Below are 16444 nucleotides of genomic sequence, written 5' to 3' on the forward strand. Positions count from 1 at the left end.
TTTCACAAAGGAAACCCGCCGCTTGCTGTCAAGCGGCGGGTCGTGGGAACTGTGGCTGATCGCGTCAGGCTTTAGCTTTTGCAGCAAGCTGCGCGCGATACTGGGCGGTGGGCAGGCCGCCCCAGCCCCAATTGTCGAGATCGACTTCCTCGATGACCACATAGGTCGATTCCAGCGGCTTGTTGAGCACGTCGAGCAGCACTTGGCTGACGCCTTTGATGATCTCGGCCTTTTCCTCCGCCGTCACCGTTTGACGCTCCGGCGTGGTGCCCTCGCGGGTCACCTGAACTGTTACGATCGGCATTGCCGTCTCCTTTCTGGAACTTGATGGCACCCAAAGGTGCCGCGTTTGTTTGGAGAGTTACTGGCCTACCAGCGTCCGGCGTTCTGGCCGCCGTCCACATGCAGGATCTCGCCCGTTACGAAGCCGGCACCCTCCAGGTAGAGAACGGCGTCGACGATATCGCGGATCTCGCCCATTCGTCCGACCGGGTGAAGTGTCGAAAGCGCCGCATGCGTTTCCGGCGCGTGCATCGGCGTCTTGATGATGCCGGGCGAAACCGCGTTGACGCGAACGCCTGAAGTCGCGAATTCGATCGCGAGCGCCTGGGTTACCGAATTCAGGCCGCCCTTGGTGATGGAGGCGAGCGCGGCGGGCACGCCGGCGATCGGCTGGTTGACGAGGCTGGTAGTGATGCTGACGATGTGGCCGGAGCCCTGCTTCAGCATCTCGCGGGCGGCGTGCTGGGTAATATGGAAGAAGCCGGCGACATTGACGCTCATGTTCAGGTCGTAGTCTTCCTGGGTGAAGTCCGTGAACGGCTTGGCGGTGAAGACGCCGGCATTGTTGACCAGGGTGTCGATGCGGCCGAACCGTTCGAGGCCCTGGCGCACGACGCGCTCGGCGGTCTCGGGATTTCCGATATCGCCTGCAACGGCGAGGATGCCAGCATCCGCGCTCTCCCTAATCGAGCGCGACGTGGCGATGACACGGTAGTTGCGATCGCGGTAGGCCTGCACCAGGGCGGCGCCGATACCTTGCGATGCACCGGTGATGATGGCGACCTTCTGTTCGTTGCTCATGGATGTGATCCTTCTTCGATTGCAACGGGCGTTCGTGCAGCCCGTCCCTTCGCCCTCGGCGTTGGTGCAATCAGATTTAGACCCATCCGGTCTGTGCGAGAATTGACGACAATCGGCAGTAAATCAACCGAAATTCGGCATAATCAGTCAAGCGTGCCAGCTTCCATCGCCATGCGTGCGAACTCGGTCCTGAGACGCGGCAAGGCGAAATCCGCGAAGGCGCGAACTTTGGGAACCGACATGCGGCCCTGCGGTGCCAGAAGATGAACCGGCATCGGCGGATGCTCGGCATCGGCCAGCACGATCTTCAACTGTCCGTCGTGGACATGGCGCGCGACATGGTAGGAGTAGAGCCGGGTAAGGCCGGTGCCCGCAACGGCGGAATCGACCGCTGCGCGCACGCTGTTGACGATGTAGCGCGGCGTGAACTGTACCGTGCGCGGGATCAGCGAACCTTCGGCCGGCGTAAAGGTCCAGGAATCAAGGCCGAAATTGGTGAAGGCGACGATCTGGTGCTTGGCGAGGTCTGCCGGCTCGTCGATGCGGGGATGACTGGCGAGATAGCGTGGGGAAGCGACGACGACGCGCCTGATATCGCCGCCGATGCGTGTTGAGATCAGCGAAGAATCCGCGAGCAGCCCTATGCGCAGCGCGATATCGACGCCTTCGTCGACAAGGTTCACGAAGCGGTCGAGCAGCAGCAACCTGGCCGAAACCGCCGGGTAGAGATTGAGGAAGTCGTCGAGGATCGGGCGCAGCATCTCTTCACCGAGGATCGGCGGCGAAGAGATCGTTACCGTGCCGCGCGGAGCCGCGCGCTCGCCGCCTGCGAGCATATCGGCCTCTTCGAGATCGACCAGCACCCGCCGGCAGGCGGCTGCATAGCGCTGGCCCGCTTCACTGAGTTTCAGCGAGCGGGTCGTCCGGTGCAGCAGTTCGACACCGACATGGGCTTCGAGCAGGTTCAGCGCGCGGCTGACGGCCGTTGGCGATCGCTTCAGCCGACGGGCCGCACCCGCAAGGCTGCCTTCGTCAATCGCCGTGACGAAGACCTTCATCGCATCGATACGATCCATTCTGCCGACTTTCGCAAGAGATGACGTCAATCAGCAAGAATTCGTCTGCAAGACGGCGGAAGTAAAGGGCCGACAGCACTGCGCCGGAAAGTGCTGTCCCTTCTGGGCTACGCCGGAAAGAGGCGAGCGATCAAATCGGACGCGGAGCCCTGCCAAAGCTCGCCCTTGCCGGTTCCCGACCACAAGGACAGAAAGTCTGGCGACCCCTTCGCGGTGGACGCCGCTCTGATGTCACGCGTGAACTTGTTCTGGGCCGGAAAGGGCATTACGGCGGCGGCATCCACCTCGTTCATGAAACGGTTTTCGACGCCGCGCGCAAACCGGCCGGAAAAGGCCCGCGTCGTTCGCGTCTTCCGCTCCGTGCCCTCTAGCGCCGCGCGATAGGGGGCCGACGTCCCAGCTTCGGCGGTCTTGAGGAAGGCCGTACCCATCTGCACGGCGCTGGCGCCTTTTGCGAGAACGGCTTGGATGTCGGAACCCGTCATGATCCCCCCCGCGGCGATGAGCGGTACCTTGACCTTTCCCAGGCTCCAGGCGAGCAGGTCTTCAAGGCCGATTTCGCTGTCCTCGGCGGACGGGTCGAAGATACCTCGATGCCCGCCGGCCTCGTATCCCTGCAGCGTGATGGCATCGACGCCGCTCTCTTCGAGTGCCAGGGCTTCCTCGGGCGTCGTTGCCGTGCCGATGATCAGCATTCCTGCGTCACGAGCAGCGCGCATGTGCTCGGCGGGCAGAACGCCAAAGACGAAGCTCAGCGCCGCAGGCTTTGCCCGCAGCACCGCCTCGAACTGCGCGTCGAAATCCTCTTCGTAGGGCGCTGCAAATTCCGGCGTGGGCAGGCCGAGTTCGACGCGGTATCCCGCCGTCGCGCGCCGGGCGCGCTCGAGCGCCGCGGCGTCGATCTTCGGCTGCGGATGCTGGATGAAGAGGTTTATGGCGAAGGGACAATCTGTCCGGGCACGCACGGCCTGGGCGAACTCTACGATCGCCGGCGGGCTCGAATAGGCCGCGCCGATCGAGCCGAGCGCGCCGGCGGCGGAAGAGGCTGCCACGAGCGCCGGCGACGAAGGACCTCCGGCCATCGGCGCGACGATCAGGGGATGTCTCAGGCCGAGTTTCGAAAGGGTGCCCTGCATAGTCGTGTCCTCGCTGCGTGTTGCCTGCCATCTGGCAGCGCTGCAGAGGTAGGGTGAGCGGTTACGGACGCAAGGGCAGGCGCCACAGTTTACCCGAATATCTTGTGGGTCGCTCGCGGCAGGTATGGCGGAGGCGATGGCCCCCTCGGGACCGTCGATCGCGCGGCAACTGTTGCAACACAGTCGGTTGACTGGCACTGTCGCTCGGTGGCGAGAGACCTTTCCAAGGAGCCCGCGATGTCGCGACAGACGGACAAGCAAGAGACACTTCCGAGCCTTGTCGAACACTACCGGCCCGTGCAGCTGAAGGCCGTGCTTGCGGCTTGCGCAATAAAGCACCGCGAGCCTCCGCCGCCATTACCGGAGGAGCGCCACTACGGATCGCAATTGCCGGAGGGATTTCACCTGCCGCAATCTGTCTACGACGACTGAGCGCCGGCTCCGCCCTCAGTTCGTTGCCAGCGTCCAGGCCATGCCGGCGAGCGCGCAGGCAAGCAGCGTGGTTATGACCGACACATTGAAGCGGAAGATCGCCACGCCGGCCGCGAGCGTCAGCAGCAGTGACGGCAACACCAGCGACCCTAGGACCGGAATATCGAGCGCCAACGGCCCGAGCGTCCAGGGGGCGACTTCGGCAAACAGCGTGTGCAGGCCAAACCAGACCGCAAGGTTGAGGATGACCCCGACGACGGCGGCGGTGATCGCCGACATGGCGCCGGTCAGCGCGACGTTGTTGCGCAACCGCTCGATGAAGGGCGCGCCCAGGAAGATCCAGAGAAAGCAGGGAACGAAGGTGACCCAGGTCGTCAGCATCGCTCCGAGGGTCGCAGCCGCCATGGGCGAAAGCGTGCCGGGATCGCGATAGGCACCCATGAAGCCGACGAACTGGACGACCATGATCAGCGGCCCAGGCGTCGTCTCGGCCATGCCGAGCCCGTCAAGCATCTCGCCCGGCTTCAGCCAGCCGTAGTGCTGCACCGCTTCTTGGGCGACATAGGCAAGTACGGCATAGGCGCCACCGAAGGTGACCACCGCCATCTGGCTGAAGAAGAGGCCAATCTGGCTGAAGACGTTGCCCGTGCCGAGAATGGCGACGAGCAACGCCAGCGGCACCAGCCACAGGGCAAGCAGGATCGCCGAGATCCGCAGCGACCAGGCGAGGTTCGGGCGCGCATGCGCGGGAATTTCGTCGCCGAGCACGGAGTCTTCGTCCTTGAGCACCGGACCCGTGCTGGCCTTGTGGCCTCCGCCGATGCGAAAGAAATCCGAGCCGGAACGTGCACCGATGTAGCCAAGCACCCCGGCTGCAAGAATGATGAGCGGGAAGGGGACCCGGAAAACGAAGATGGCGATGAAGGCGGCTGCGGCAATGCCGATCATCACCTTGTTCTTCAGTGCTCGCCCGCCGATGCGGAAGACGGCCTGAACGACGACCGCGAGCACCGCGGCCTTCAGACCGAAGAAAAGGCCCTCGACGACCGTGACATTGCCGAAGGCGGCGTAGATGTAGCTCAGGCCCAGGATCGCGAGGAACCCCGGAAGCACGAAGAGGATGCCGGCGACAAGGCCGCCGGCGGTGCGATGCAGGAGCCAGCCGATATAGACGGCAAGCTGTTGCGCCTCGGGTCCCGGCAGAAGCATGCAGTAGTTGAGCGCGTGCAGGAAACGGTGTTCGCCGATCCAGCGCTTTTCATCGACCAGGATGCGGTGCATGACGGCGATCTGTCCAGCCGGCCCGCCGAAGCTCAGCGCCGCAATCCGCGCCCAGACCCGGACCGCTTCGCCGAAGGAGATGCCGTGGCTTTCCCGTTGCCGCGCCGGTCCCGGCGCGGCCCTGTCCGCAATGTCGGTCATCTCAGGCGTCCTTCTTGGCCGAGGGCCAGTTGTGGGTCTCGTTGGTAGCATCCCGGCACCAGCGATAGAAGGCGTCGTAGAGCAGCATACCGGCGTCCAGCTGTTCCAGATCGTCCGCATACATGCGCGAAAGCCCGAGCGAGGCAGCAAGCAGGCCAGAGGCCTCCGGCGCGAGTTCCAGGCGGGCGGTATCGGCAGCCCGCACGATCCTGGCGAGCCGCAGCAACGGGGCCGTGGCAAGCCCGAATTCCTCGACCATGACGTCGAAGGTGCAGCGCTCGCCGCGGTGGCTCCAGCGCACGGGCGCGTCGATGTCGAACGGTGTCGCCCGGAAGCGCTCGCCGACCATCTCCACTTCCGACGGCGCTACGTAAAGGAAAACGGCATGCGGATCGACGAAGCGCCGGATCAGCCAGGGGCAGGCGATGCGGTCGATCTTCGGCCGCGCCCGGGTGACCCAGACCGTGTGCCCTTGGGCGTTCCGTTCCGGTAGAGCCGAAGACGGCACGGCGGGGCTGCCGCCTTCGACCCACGCCTCGAACCCGCCTTCGAGCACATCGGCGGAGATGCCGGCATTGCGCAGCCAGGCGGCAACGCCATGGCTGAGCTTCTTGCCCTGCTGGCAGATGACGATCGCCGACGCTTTGTCGACGTCGTGTGTCCAGTCCTGCACAGTGCGATAGTCGCGCCGGGCGGATCCCGGGACGAGACGTGGATCGGCGTCGAAGTCCTCGTCGACGCGAACGTCGATCAGCGCGGGACAGTTCGGCGTGCCGATGAGGCGAGCGAGTTTTTCCGATGATATTTCGAGATACGACGACATGACGCGTCCTCCGGATGAGCGGTTCTATGGACGCGATGCTTCGGCTGGCGCCTCATGGGGTGATCGCACCCCCATCCGCGAAGTTTGCCGCCGTTGGCCGCACGCTGTCAAGCCGCGCTTCGGCGGCGACTTTACGGGACATGGCGAAAGCGCTTCGCACTGAGGCGTGATCCGAGGCAAACTACCGAAGGATTGTTACAGGTCTTTGGCGGCAGATCTCAGTTACCGTCAAGGAAGCGACCTGAGTGCCGAAGGTCACACTCAGGTCGCGGAGAACGGCATTCGGGCTATTTGCCGGCCTCGTTGGCTGCGGCCTCGATGACGCCCGCAACCTTCTCCGGTTGCGACGCAAAGACAGCGTGGCTGGCCTTGATTTCGGTCACCTGGCTGCCGGCGCGCTTGGCCATGCTTCTCTCCAGGTCCGGGTTGATGGCGCGGTCATCGGTCGCGACGATCGACCAGCTTTTCTTGGTGCGCCAGGCGGGGTCGCCGACCTTGGCGGCGAAGACCTCCTTGGCGGCAAGGACCTGCGATTTCGCCGCAAAGGCCGCCTCCGCCGCAGGCAAATCGGCGGCGAAGTCGGCCGGAAACGCCTTTGGGTCGAGATAGAGATACTTGCCGTCCGGGGTTTCGCGCACGCTCATGGCGGCCGCAGGTTTCGATCCGGCGAGCGCTGCAAGGTTTTCGCCCTTGTCGGGCTGAAAGGCGGCCACATAGACCAGGCCTTCGACCTTGCTATGGTGTCCGGCCTCGGTGATGACCATGCCGCCATAGCTGTGGCCGACGAGCAGGGTCGGGCCATCCTGGAGATCGAGGATGCGGTTCGTCGCCTCGATGTCCGCGCCGAGCGACGTCAGCGGCTCCTGGACGACGGTCACGTTGAAGCCGCGGCGCCCGAGGATTTCGGAGGCTTCTCTCCAGCCGGAACCGTCGGCAAAAGCGCCGTGAACGATGACGATGTTCTTGATCTCGGCTGCTTGCGCTGCGAAAGCGACGACGCTTGTCGCCAAGGCAAGCGCGATGGTCGGGAGGATGCGGTGGTTCATGCGATCGTTCCTTCTTCTGTTCGTGAGGCAACGATCGCAATCTGTTCAGGCGAGGTATCCCGGATGTGTCGGTCTTCGCCGCAATATGTACCGCATTGTAGCGGCTCAATCTCGACGCCATGGCGAGAGGCCGAAGCGCGGTCTTTCACCCTGCGTGGCAAGGTACAGAGGCACACCGCGCGAAGGCGCGCTACGATTCAACCAGGATCACAAGCGATGACGGCACAACCCCGTCATAGGCCATGGCGTCCACCGCAGCCTGGCTTTGCATCGCCTGCGAGAGGGCGCCAATATCGGGAACATCCATCATGACGGCCACGCGCGTCGGGTCCTTTGGGTCGACGAAGGTCCGGATGTTGGTGATGCCGAGCGCGCCGAAGAGTTCCTTGCGTCTCGGCGATTTCAGCCAGTGATCGGCGCCTTTGGTAATGTTGTGATGGGCGATGATGGTCGGCATCGGATCCTCCCTCTTTTGACGCTGTGCACCGGCGTCGCAACTTTCCCGGCGCATCCGCGTTCCTTCAACGGAACGGCCTGAAGGCCGGGCTGTCAATTAGCCCGTCAGAGGTAGGCGCGTTTTTTCTCTGGCAACTTGAAGGAAGAGGTTCATGCCGAAATTTATCACCATCGGATACGGCGATCGCGCCGGCTACGATCGCACGGCGGCAGTGGTGCGCGATGCGGCGCATGCGCATGACGCGCGACTTCAGGCCGATGGCGTGTTGATGGGGATTGCCGGCGCGCCCGTGCAGGTGCGCAATGCGGATGCGGCGCGGGTCGAAACCAAGAATGGTCCGTTCCTGTCATCCCCGTTGCCGGTGGCCGGTTTCGCGGTGATCGAAGCGGCCGATCTCGACGAAGCCATCGCCCTGGTTTCGCAGACACCCTGCGCCGTTGCTCACGGCGTGGTCGAAATCTGGCCGCTTAAACTTCCTTAGGGAGTCGCCCAGGAGACCTGAGCGGCGAGCATGGATTCGGCCTCATCGGCCGTCTGGCGCTGGGATTCCGTGGCTCCGGCCGGAGCGATCTTCATCTCCGGTCGACCTTCCCTGAAGATCTTCCACTTTGTTGGTCGGAAGGCGATGCGGCTGTGGTCGCCGGCAGCGGCGCGCTCGGGCGAGAGTTCGATCTCGACATGCGGATGGTTGCGGCCAAGGTCGAGTTCGAGATGACGGGTGCCGGCAACCCGGCGGCTGGCGGCAACGAGGCCGGCAAGGCAACCGCCGGAGCCGTCGACCAACTCGATGTCATGCGGGCGGAAGTGCAGTTTCGCGGGGCCGTCGGGCTCGGACGGGGCGCGCAGCCCGATCGGCCGATCCTCGAACCAGATCTCGCCGTTCTGCAGCGTAACATTGAGGCAGTTCGACTGGCCGATGAAGCCGTAGACGAAGGGCGAGACCGGATGGTCGTAGATCTCGTCGGGGGTGCCGACCTGTTCGATCACGCCCTTGCTCATGACGACGACGCGGTCGGCGAGCTCCAGCGCCTCGTCCTGGTCATGGGTGACGAAGATCGTCGTGTGGCCGGTGCGGTCGTGAATGTCGCGCAGCCACTTGCGCAGTTCCTTTCGGACCTGCGCGTCGAGCGCGCCGAAGGGCTCGTCGAGCAGAAGCACGTTCGGTTCCACCGCCATGGCGCGGGCGAGCGCCACGCGCTGGCGCTGGCCGCCCGAGAGCTGCGCCGGATAGCGCTTGTCGAGGCCGGAGAGCTGCACGAGGTCGAGCAGATCGAGGGCGCGCTTGCGGATCTCGGCCGACGGCGGTCTGCGGTTCGACGGGCGGACCTTGAGGCCGAAGGCGACGTTGTCGAGCACGGTCATGTGGCGGAACAGGGCATAGTGCTGGAAGACAAAGCCGATGTTGCGCTCCTGCACGGTCTTTTGCGAGGCATCCTCGTCGCCGAAGAAGATCGTGCCTTCGGTCGGGCTTTCGAGCCCGGCAACGAGACGCAGAAGTGTGGTCTTGCCGGAGCCGGAGGGGCCGAGCAGCGCGATCAGCTCGCCGGAGCGGATGTCGAGCGAGACGTCGTCGAGCGCCGGGAAGCGGCCGAATTCCTTGCGGATGTTGTGAACGCGCACGTCCATGACAATACCTTTCGAATGCCGGCTTTCCCGGTCAGTGCCTGCGGCTGGCGGCGATCTCGGCGCTGTAGCGGATCTCCAGCGCCGTCTTCAAAATCAGGGTGATCAGCGCCAGCAGCGCCAGCAACGCCGCCACCGCGAAAGCGGCGACGAAGTTGTATTCATTATAGAGGATTTCGACCTGCAACGGCATGGTGTTGGTCTCGCCGCGGATATGGCCGGACACCACCGAGACGGCGCCGAACTCGCCCATGGCGCGGGCGTTGCACAAAAGCACGCCGTAAAGCAGCCCCCATTTGATGTTGGGCAGCGTCACATGCCAGAAGGTCTGCCAGCCCGATGCCCCGAGAGACAAGGCTGCCTCCTCGTCGCTACTGCCCTGTTCCTGCATCAACGGGATCAGCTCGCGGGCGACGAAGGGGAAGGTGACGAAGACGGTGGCGAGCACCAGGCCCGGCACGGCAAAGAGGATCTGGATGCCGTGGCTCTGCAGCCAGGGACCAAGGACACTGTGCGAGCCGAACAGAAGCACGAAGACGAGGCCGGAGATCACCGGCGAGACCGAGAACGGCAGGTCGATCAGCGTCGTCAGGAAGGCCTTGCCCTTGAACTCGAACTTGGCGATCGCCCAGGCGGCGGCCACGCCGAAGACGAGGTTGAGCGGCACGGCGATGGCGGCGACGATCAGCGTCAGGCGGATGGCGGAAAAGGTTTCGGCATCGCCAAGGGCCAGCACGAATTCCGTCACGCCCTTGCGCAGCGCCTCGGTAAAGACGGCGGCGAGCGGCAAAAGCAAAAACAGTGCGACGAAGGCAAGCGCCGTGATCGTCAGCGTCAGTCGGGCAAAGCGGCTTTCGGAGGTGGCGGCGGCCAGTTCCGGCAGGGCGGCGCGAGGGCCGGAGGCCGGACTGAGACCGGGACTGGGTGCTGAGGCGGCGGTCAGGTCATGCGACATAGACATATCTCCGCCGGCTCCAGGCCTGGATCGAGTTGATGAGGAGCAGCATGGCAAACGAGATCGCCAGCATGACCGCGGCAATTGCTGTCGCAGCCGCATAGTTGAACTCTTCGAGCCGGATGACGATCAGCAGCGGGGCGATCTCGGAGACGTAAGGCAGGTTGCCGGCGATGAAGATCACCGAGCCGTATTCGCCGACACCGCGGGCAAAGGCGAGCGCAAAGCCGGTGAGGCCGGCTGGCAAGAGCCCCGGCAAAAGCACCCGGCTGATCGTCTGGAAGCGGCTGGCGCCAAGGGTGGCGGCAGCCTCCTCCACTTCCTTGTCGATCTCCTCCATGATCGGCTGCACGGTCCTGACCACGAAGGGCAGGCCGACGAAGATCAGGGCAATGACGATGCCGGCCGGGGTGAAGGCGATCTTGAGGCCAAGCGGCTCCAGGAACTGGCCGATCCAGCCGTTCGGGGCATAGAGCGTCGTCAGCGCAATGCCGGCAACCGCGGTCGGCAGCGCAAAGGGCAGGTCGACCATGGCGTCGATCACCCGCTTGCCGGGGAACCGGTAGCGCACCAATACCCAGGCGAGGATGACGCCGAAGACGAGATTGATAACGGCAGCGATAAAGGCCGTGCCGAAGGAGATCTTCAAGGCATTGAGCGTGCGCGGATCAAGCGCCAGCGCCACGAACTGCGCCCAGCCGAGCCCGCTGGCGCGAAACACCAGACCCGACAACGGGATCAACACGATCAGAACCAGCCAGCTCAGCGTGATCCCGAGCGACAATCCAAATCCAGGCAAAACACTCGGCTGGCGAAATCGCCACCGGTTCCCATTGCGTCGCTCCGTCACCTTTCGGTCACCTCTTAGCCCCGCAGCCGCGAGCGGCTGCGCTATCCCCTCATCCAAACCGATCTTCAAACCGCCGGTTGGCCGGCTTGTTCGAGCGCCGGTATCTTTCGGCGCCAAACTACCAATTTCATGGGCTCCAACAACGCAAATTTTTGACGCTTCGGCGGCCGGAAGGGAAACTGATTTTCGCTTCTGACCGCGTCTCAAGAAACACTCTGCTCCCAACTTTGTTCCATGCCTGACATCTAAAATGATGGAAGGCAAACGATGCAGCTGAAAAGTTATGCTATAGAATTTATAGATATTGAATGTTCCTTGCTTACGCGCTGTGTCCCACTCTTCCATAATCAAGCCATGAATCGGGCGCGGCAGAATGCGCGGCCGTTACTTTGAAACATTCTCGTAAGCGGCTGATGTCATGGCAACAACGCTCATCATTCCCGGGCTGTTCGGATCGGGCAGCGGCCACTGGCAGCGCCATTGGCTCAATGACAATCCGCAGGCGGTTCTTGTCGAACAGGACGATTGGGATCGCCCGAGGCTCGATCTCTGGCGCGACAGGCTCGAACACGAGATCTTCCGGCATGGAACAGTCGACCTCGTGGCCCACAGCCTCGGCTGCCTTCTGGTCGCCAATCTCGTGCGGCGCCCGCTCGCCCGGCAGGTGCGCAGCGCCTTGCTCGTCGCGCCGTGCGATCTCGGTCCGACCGATCGGCTTCATCCGGGCGCCATCGACTTCGGGTCGATGCCCGACCTGCCCTTGCCTTTTTCGAGCCTCGTCGTCGGCAGCCTGAACGACCCCTATATGCCTTTCGACCGCCTGCGTCATTTTTCGACCCGCTGGGGGAGCCGCCTCGTCGATCTTGGCCATGCCGGGCACATCAACATTGCCAGTGGTTTTGGCCGCTGGTCGCATGGCTATGACCTATTGAGGGTGTTGAACGGGATTTCGCGTCGGGAGTTTGCACGTGCGCAGCCGGGCGAATTTTCAGAGCAGTTACCCTTGCCAAACGGCGTGGCTTGAACGCTCCAGAGCATGGCGAGGGAGACCGCTTTGCGTGGTCGTGTCACACGGCCCTTGATGTCGGCGCCGTTTCGCGCTCTAATAACGCACAAAGTTTATAGAGTATACCGTCTAGGGATGCGCATGCGCCAAGGTGCCAGGCCAGCCGGGATAGGACATACGGGCTCGACCGTCCTTGCGGCGGACGATATCTTCTCGCGACCCTGCAGATGGTCGCCGATACCCTCACAATTCGGTCGGTGTCTGCGTTGAGGACCGAAACAGCCATGCATTTCAAACTTTGCCGGCGGGGCCGGCCATAGGAGAGTGCACATGACTGTCCATGGATTGTTTGCCAAGACGTCTCCGACGGAAATGAGTTCCAGGGGCAAGCCGCATATCGCCATCGTCGGCCGCGGTTTTTCCGGTGTAATGATGGCTATCGCCCTGATGAAGTCTGTGCGGGCCGCCTTTCACGTCCATCTCTTCGATCCGCAACCGACGATCAGCGGCGGGCAGGTCCTGGCCGCCGCCCAGAGCGGCGAAATCCTCAACAGCCGCGTTCGCGACCTTTCGGTGGCCGCCGGTCAGCCCGAAGACTTCAACGACTGGCTCTCGGCCAATGCCGAGTTTCGCGCCGCCGTGCCGGCCGCCATTCCCGGGTTCCAGCAGATCTTCGTGCCGAAGAGCATCTTCAGCGACTATGTTTACCAGCGCTTCTCCGAGGCGCTGACGCGCCGGCCGGATATTTCGATGCAGCTCTCCTGTCAGGCGGTGCTTGGTCTTCGCAAGCAGGCTAATGGGCGCTTTCTCGTGGTGCAGGAGAACGCGACGGTGGAATGCGACGCCGTTGTGCTGGCGACTGGTTTTGGTTTGCGCCGCGGCGAGATGGAAGTTGCCGACGAGGAAAAGCCACTGGTGCGCGCCCGTCGTCTCGTCGTGCCGCGCCACACGGTCCTGCTCGGTAGCGGAGTCCGGGTGGTCGACCGCCTGCTGCAGCTTCGCGATAACGGCTTTGCCGGCGAGGTCACCATCCTCTCCCGCCATGGTTTCCTGCCGCAGCCGCATACCCGTCTTTCGGCAGCGCCGACATTTCCGGTCGAGCCGATGCCGACGCGGCTCGGCGAGATCGTTCGCTTCGTCCGGCAGGCCTGTGCCGAGGCAGAAGAAGCAGGGCTCGGCTGGCAGGCGGCCATGAACGGCCTGCGTCGACGGGCGCGGTCCTTGTGGCAGGCGCTGCCTGAGGAAGAAAAACATCGCTTTAACCGGCACCTGCGGTCGATCTACGACAGCCACCGCAATCGCCTGCCGGCACCCCTCTACCTGCGTCTCCGGCAGGAGCTTGCCAGCGAGCGGACCGTGCTACGCAAGGGCTGGGCCGGCCGGCGCCGTCCGGAAGGGTTGATGGTGCGCTTTGCCGGTGAAAGCCAGGAGACGCTGCTGTCAGCCGACCAGGTGATCGACTGTCGTTGTTCGGCGCCTGACCTTCAGGCGCCGTTGATGCAGAGCCTTTTTTCCGGCGGCCTTGCCGAGCCCGACGAACTCGATCTCGGCATTGCCGTCAGCCCGGCGGGCGAAGTGCTCGCGGGCGGAGCCCCGACGCGCGATCTCTACGCAATTGGGCCGCTCGGCGTCGGCAGCCTGCCCGACATCGATCTCGTGCCGGAAATCGTCACGCAGACCTATGCCGCGGCGCGACTGATCGCAACCCGGAACCGGGTCACTCTGAAGACTGGCTAAGGCTTGCCGCTTAACGCCGCGTTGCCCAGGGCACCAGCCAGCGCTCGATGAGGCGTGCCGCCAATTCGAACAGGAAGGCGACAGCGGCGATCACGACGATACCGGCGATGACCACGTCGGTCACAAGGAACTGGGCGGCGGACTGGATCATGAAACCGAGGCCGCGGGTTGCGGCGACGAGTTCGGCCGCCACCAGCGTCGACCACCCGGCGCCGAGCGCGATACGGGTTCCCGTGAGGATCGAGGGCAGGGCGCTCGGCACGATGACATGGCGCAGCACCTGCAGCCGCGACGCGCCGAAGGAGCGCGCCGCATTGACGTGATCGGCCGACGCGGAACGGACGCCCGTTGCCGTCGAAAGGATGACCGGCGGTAACATCGCCAGTGCAATCACCGCAATCTTCGACGCTTCGCCGATGCCGAGCCAGATGATCACCAGGGGAAGATAGGCAAGCGGCGGCAGCGGTCGCAAGAATTCGACGATCGGATCGAGGATGCCTTTGCCGAGACGGCTCGCTCCGATGGCAAGGCCGGCGGGAATGCCGGCGACGAGGGCGACGGCAAGCGCGCCGAAGATCCGCAGCAGGCTGGCGCCGACGTGCTCAGCGAGCGTCGCATCGACAAAACCGGTGATGGCAAGGCTCCGGAGTGCCTGGTAGACGGCAACCGGTGACGGCAGGAACAGCGGCGAGACGAAACCATAGCTGGAGGCAAGGCTCCAGAGGAAAAGCAGTGCCGTAATGGTCGCGAGCGAAATCCAGACAAGCGGCAATGGTGGTCGGTCGGCGCTCTGTTCCGGTTGCTCGTCTAGGTGACGTGCCGTCGGCATGATGGGCGGCAGGCCTTCAACCGAGATGCTCATGCGGCAATTCCTTCTTCTTCGGCATGGATGAGCACGGTCAATTCGTCCTGCAGGCGGCGAAAGGCGGCTGAGCTGCGGATTTCCGAAAGCGGTGTCCCTGCGAGGTGATCGCGGCCGAAGGTCGTGAAGATTTCGCTGGTGATCCGGCCGGGGTTGGGGGCAAGCACGATAACCCGCGTTGCCAGCAGCAGCGCCTCCTCGATGCTGTGGGTGATCAGGAGGGCGCCGACGCGATTCCGTTGCCATATGTCCAGAAGAAAGCCCTGCATACGGCTGCGGGTCAGCGCGTCGAGCGCGCCGAGCGGCTCGTCCATCAACAGAAACTTCGGGCTGGAGGCGAGCGCACGGGCAATGCCGACACGCTGGCGCATGCCGCCCGACAGTTCCCAGACATGCCGCTCGGCTGCATCGCTGAGCCCGACCTGATCGAGAAGGGCTCGCGCCCGCCGAAGCCGATCCGCCTTGGAAAAACCGCGCAGGCGCAGGGGAAAGGCGACATTGTCGAGGGCAGTCAGCCACGGATAGAGTGCATCGTCCTGGAACACGACGGCGCGCTCTGCCCCTGGGCCGGCGACCGGCGCGCCATCGAGCCGAACGCGGCCGCTGCTTGGTTTCACGAAGCCGGCAGCAAGATTGAGAAGGCTGGTCTTGCCGGAGCCGGAGCGGCCGATGACGACAACGAACTCGTCGTGGTCGATCGACAGATCGATCGATGCAAGCACCGGCGTGTTCCGGCCGGCATCGGCCGCGTATCGCAATGTGACATTCTCAAGCGAGAGGACGGACATGCTGTTCTCCTGGCATGGCGAAGTGCGCCCGCCCGAAGATTTCATCCGGGCGGGCAGCAATTGAGTGAACGTCAGAACGAGAGTTTTGCCGCTTCCTGCGCCCAGCGGGCGGAAACGTAGGGCGCGTAGTCGGGGAGGACTGCCGGGATCTTGCCCTGTTCGAGCAGGAAGGCCGAGGTCTGGGCGATCGCCTTGACGGTCGCGCCGCCGAGAAGATCAGCGCTCGCCTGCTCTTCGAGCGAAGGGAAGTAATAGCCCTTTAGCAGGTTCGGCACCTCCTCGGGCTTTGCACCGGTGAGCCGTGCGATCTTCTCGGCCTGGGGCGAGCCCGCGCTCCAGGCCTCCGGCTTGGTGCGGTAGTCCGCATAGGCGTCGCCGGTCACCTTGACGAAGCCGGTGACGATTTCAGGATATTCCTCGGCAAACTTCTTGCTGACGATCCAGGCGTCGAAGGTCGGTCCGCCCCATTTCGCGACGTCGCTCGATGTCGCAAGCACGGTCGCGGTCTTCTTGATTTCGGAGAGAACCGGATCCCAGACATAGGCGCCATCGATATCGCCGCGCTGCCATGCAGCGGCGATCTCCGGTGGCCGGAGGTTGAGGATTTCAACCGCCTTCGGGTCAATGTTCCAGTGTTTCAAGGCGGTGAGCAGGCTGTAATGCGCCGTCGAGACGAAGGGCGTTGCAATCTTCTTGCCGGCAAGCTCTTCCGGCTTGTCGATTCCCTTGACAGCCAGCGCCTCTGCGTCGCTGATCAGGCCGACGACGAAGATTGTTTCGAGCGGAATTTGGCGGCTCGCGGCGGCGGCCAGCGGCGAGGATCCGACATAGCCGATGTCGATCGACCCGGATGCAAGTGCCGCAATCACGTCTGCGCCACCGTCGAATTTCTGCCAGGTGATCTTGGCGCCGGTCACCTTCTCATAGGTCCCGTCTGCCTGCGGCACGCGCGACGGCTCGACGATGGGCTGGTAGCCGATGGTCAGCGTCGTTTCGTCCGCATGGGCTGGAAGGGAAAGCTGGCTCGCCGCCAAGAGGGCGGCACTGGCGGCAAGAAGGGTGCGTCTGCGGATCGTCATCGTATGCTCCTCAACGGTTGCGGCTTCCTCGGGAAGTCCTGACATTATGTTGATTAAAAGCATGGATTT

General features: G+C 63.8%; 18 protein-coding genes. 4 read left to right on the top strand and 14 right to left on the bottom strand.

From position 1 onward, the window contains the following. Positions 1-64: 64 nt before the first annotated feature. The 4 genes from FA04_RS22995 to FA04_RS23010 form a co-directional block, all read right to left on the bottom strand. Entirely contained in the window at positions 65-304 is a 240-nt protein-coding gene (locus tag FA04_RS22995) for a tautomerase family protein (RefSeq protein WP_034799678.1), read from the bottom strand. Between the two features lie 65 nt (positions 305-369). After that, positions 370-1083, bottom strand: a complete 714-nt coding sequence (locus tag FA04_RS23000) for an SDR family NAD(P)-dependent oxidoreductase (RefSeq protein WP_034799680.1) — start codon at positions 1081-1083, stop codon at positions 370-372. Positions 1084-1226: 143 nt separating this feature from the next. Beyond that, positions 1227-2159 carry a LysR family transcriptional regulator gene (locus FA04_RS23005; RefSeq protein WP_034799682.1) on the bottom strand — a complete coding sequence of 311 codons (933 nt, stop codon included), beginning with the start codon at positions 2157-2159 and terminating at the stop codon, positions 1227-1229. 107 nt (positions 2160-2266) lie between these two features. Further along, entirely contained in the window at positions 2267-3295 is a 1029-nt protein-coding gene (locus FA04_RS23010) for an NAD(P)H-dependent flavin oxidoreductase (protein ID WP_034799685.1), read from the bottom strand. 237 nt (positions 3296-3532) lie between these two features. On the opposite strand from FA04_RS23010, the gene FA04_RS23015 reads away from it, so the two are divergent. After that, positions 3533-3727, top strand: coding sequence for a hypothetical protein (locus tag FA04_RS23015; protein ID WP_034799687.1), 195 nt, complete (start codon positions 3533-3535; stop codon positions 3725-3727). A 15-nt stretch (positions 3728-3742) separates the two neighbouring features. Here the strand turns inward: FA04_RS23015 and chrA are convergent, their stop codons facing one another. The 4 genes from chrA to FA04_RS23035 all read right to left on the bottom strand — a co-directional run bounded on the left by chrA (position 3743) and on the right by FA04_RS23035 (position 7475). Continuing rightward, a complete protein-coding gene (gene chrA / locus FA04_RS23020; protein WP_034799690.1) occupies positions 3743-5149 on the bottom strand; it encodes a chromate efflux transporter in 1407 nt (468 codons plus the stop codon). A 1-nt stretch (position 5150) separates the two neighbouring features. Next, a complete protein-coding gene (locus tag FA04_RS23025; RefSeq protein ID WP_034799692.1) occupies positions 5151-5972 on the bottom strand; it encodes a chromate resistance protein ChrB domain-containing protein in 822 nt (273 codons plus the stop codon). A gap of 287 nt (positions 5973-6259) precedes the next feature. Next, positions 6260-7018 (bottom strand): alpha/beta hydrolase, encoded by a 759-nt coding sequence (locus FA04_RS23030; protein WP_034799694.1) that lies wholly within the window; start codon positions 7016-7018, stop codon positions 6260-6262. Between the two features lie 190 nt (positions 7019-7208). Next, positions 7209-7475 carry a hypothetical protein gene (locus FA04_RS23035; RefSeq protein ID WP_034799696.1) on the bottom strand — a complete coding sequence of 89 codons (267 nt, stop codon included), beginning with the start codon at positions 7473-7475 and terminating at the stop codon, positions 7209-7211. A 151-nt stretch (positions 7476-7626) separates the two neighbouring features. On the opposite strand from FA04_RS23035, the gene FA04_RS23040 reads away from it, so the two are divergent. After that, positions 7627-7956: a YciI family protein gene (locus FA04_RS23040; RefSeq protein ID WP_034799698.1), complete on the top strand. Its 330-nt coding sequence runs from the start codon at positions 7627-7629 to the stop codon at positions 7954-7956. Here FA04_RS23040 and FA04_RS23045 read toward each other — a convergent pair. From FA04_RS23045 to cysT, 3 genes are read right to left on the bottom strand one after another with little or no spacing between them, the layout of a single operon-like run. Beyond that, the gene (locus FA04_RS23045; protein ID WP_064817028.1) at positions 7953-9101 is read right to left on the bottom strand and encodes a sulfate/molybdate ABC transporter ATP-binding protein; all 1149 of its coding nucleotides are present in this window, start codon (positions 9099-9101) and stop codon (positions 7953-7955) included. The two genes, FA04_RS23040 and FA04_RS23045, sit on opposite strands and share 4 nt — an antisense overlap. 31 nt (positions 9102-9132) lie before the next feature. Beyond that, a complete protein-coding gene (gene cysW / locus FA04_RS23050) occupies positions 9133-10053 on the bottom strand; it encodes a sulfate ABC transporter permease subunit CysW (protein ID WP_112773461.1) in 921 nt (306 codons plus the stop codon). Continuing rightward, positions 10043-10903: a sulfate ABC transporter permease subunit CysT gene (cysT, locus tag FA04_RS23055; RefSeq protein WP_064817029.1), complete on the bottom strand. Its 861-nt coding sequence runs from the start codon at positions 10901-10903 to the stop codon at positions 10043-10045. The genes cysW and cysT overlap by 11 nt, the downstream gene beginning before the upstream one ends. Before the next feature lie 418 nt (positions 10904-11321). Here cysT and FA04_RS23060 point away from each other — a divergent pair, with 418 nt between their 5' ends. Both FA04_RS23060 and FA04_RS23065 read left to right on the top strand, forming a co-directional pair. Further along, on the top strand, positions 11322-11927 hold the full coding sequence (locus tag FA04_RS23060; RefSeq protein WP_034801968.1) for an RBBP9/YdeN family alpha/beta hydrolase: 606 nt from the start codon (positions 11322-11324) through the stop codon (positions 11925-11927). Between the two features lie 312 nt (positions 11928-12239). After that, positions 12240-13646: an FAD/NAD(P)-binding protein gene (locus FA04_RS23065; protein ID WP_034801970.1), complete on the top strand. Its 1407-nt coding sequence runs from the start codon at positions 12240-12242 to the stop codon at positions 13644-13646. Between the two features lie 10 nt (positions 13647-13656). Here FA04_RS23065 and FA04_RS23070 read toward each other — a convergent pair whose 3' ends face one another. The 3 genes from FA04_RS23070 to tauA all read right to left on the bottom strand — a co-directional run bounded on the left by FA04_RS23070 (position 13657) and on the right by tauA (position 16375). After that, positions 13657-14508 carry an ABC transporter permease subunit gene (locus FA04_RS23070; RefSeq protein ID WP_034801973.1) on the bottom strand — a complete coding sequence of 284 codons (852 nt, stop codon included), beginning with the start codon at positions 14506-14508 and terminating at the stop codon, positions 13657-13659. Continuing rightward, positions 14505-15296 carry a taurine ABC transporter ATP-binding protein gene (locus FA04_RS23075; protein ID WP_034801977.1) on the bottom strand — a complete coding sequence of 264 codons (792 nt, stop codon included), beginning with the start codon at positions 15294-15296 and terminating at the stop codon, positions 14505-14507. The genes FA04_RS23070 and FA04_RS23075 overlap by 4 nt, the downstream gene beginning before the upstream one ends. Positions 15297-15367: 71 nt before the next feature. Beyond that, complete coding sequence (gene tauA / locus FA04_RS23080; RefSeq protein ID WP_034801980.1) at positions 15368-16375, bottom strand: taurine ABC transporter substrate-binding protein; 1008 nt, start codon at positions 16373-16375, stop codon at positions 15368-15370. Positions 16376-16444 lie beyond the last annotated feature (69 nt).

Source organism: Ensifer adhaerens, assembly GCF_000697965.2.
GTDB lineage: Bacteria > Pseudomonadota > Alphaproteobacteria > Rhizobiales > Rhizobiaceae > Ensifer > Ensifer adhaerens.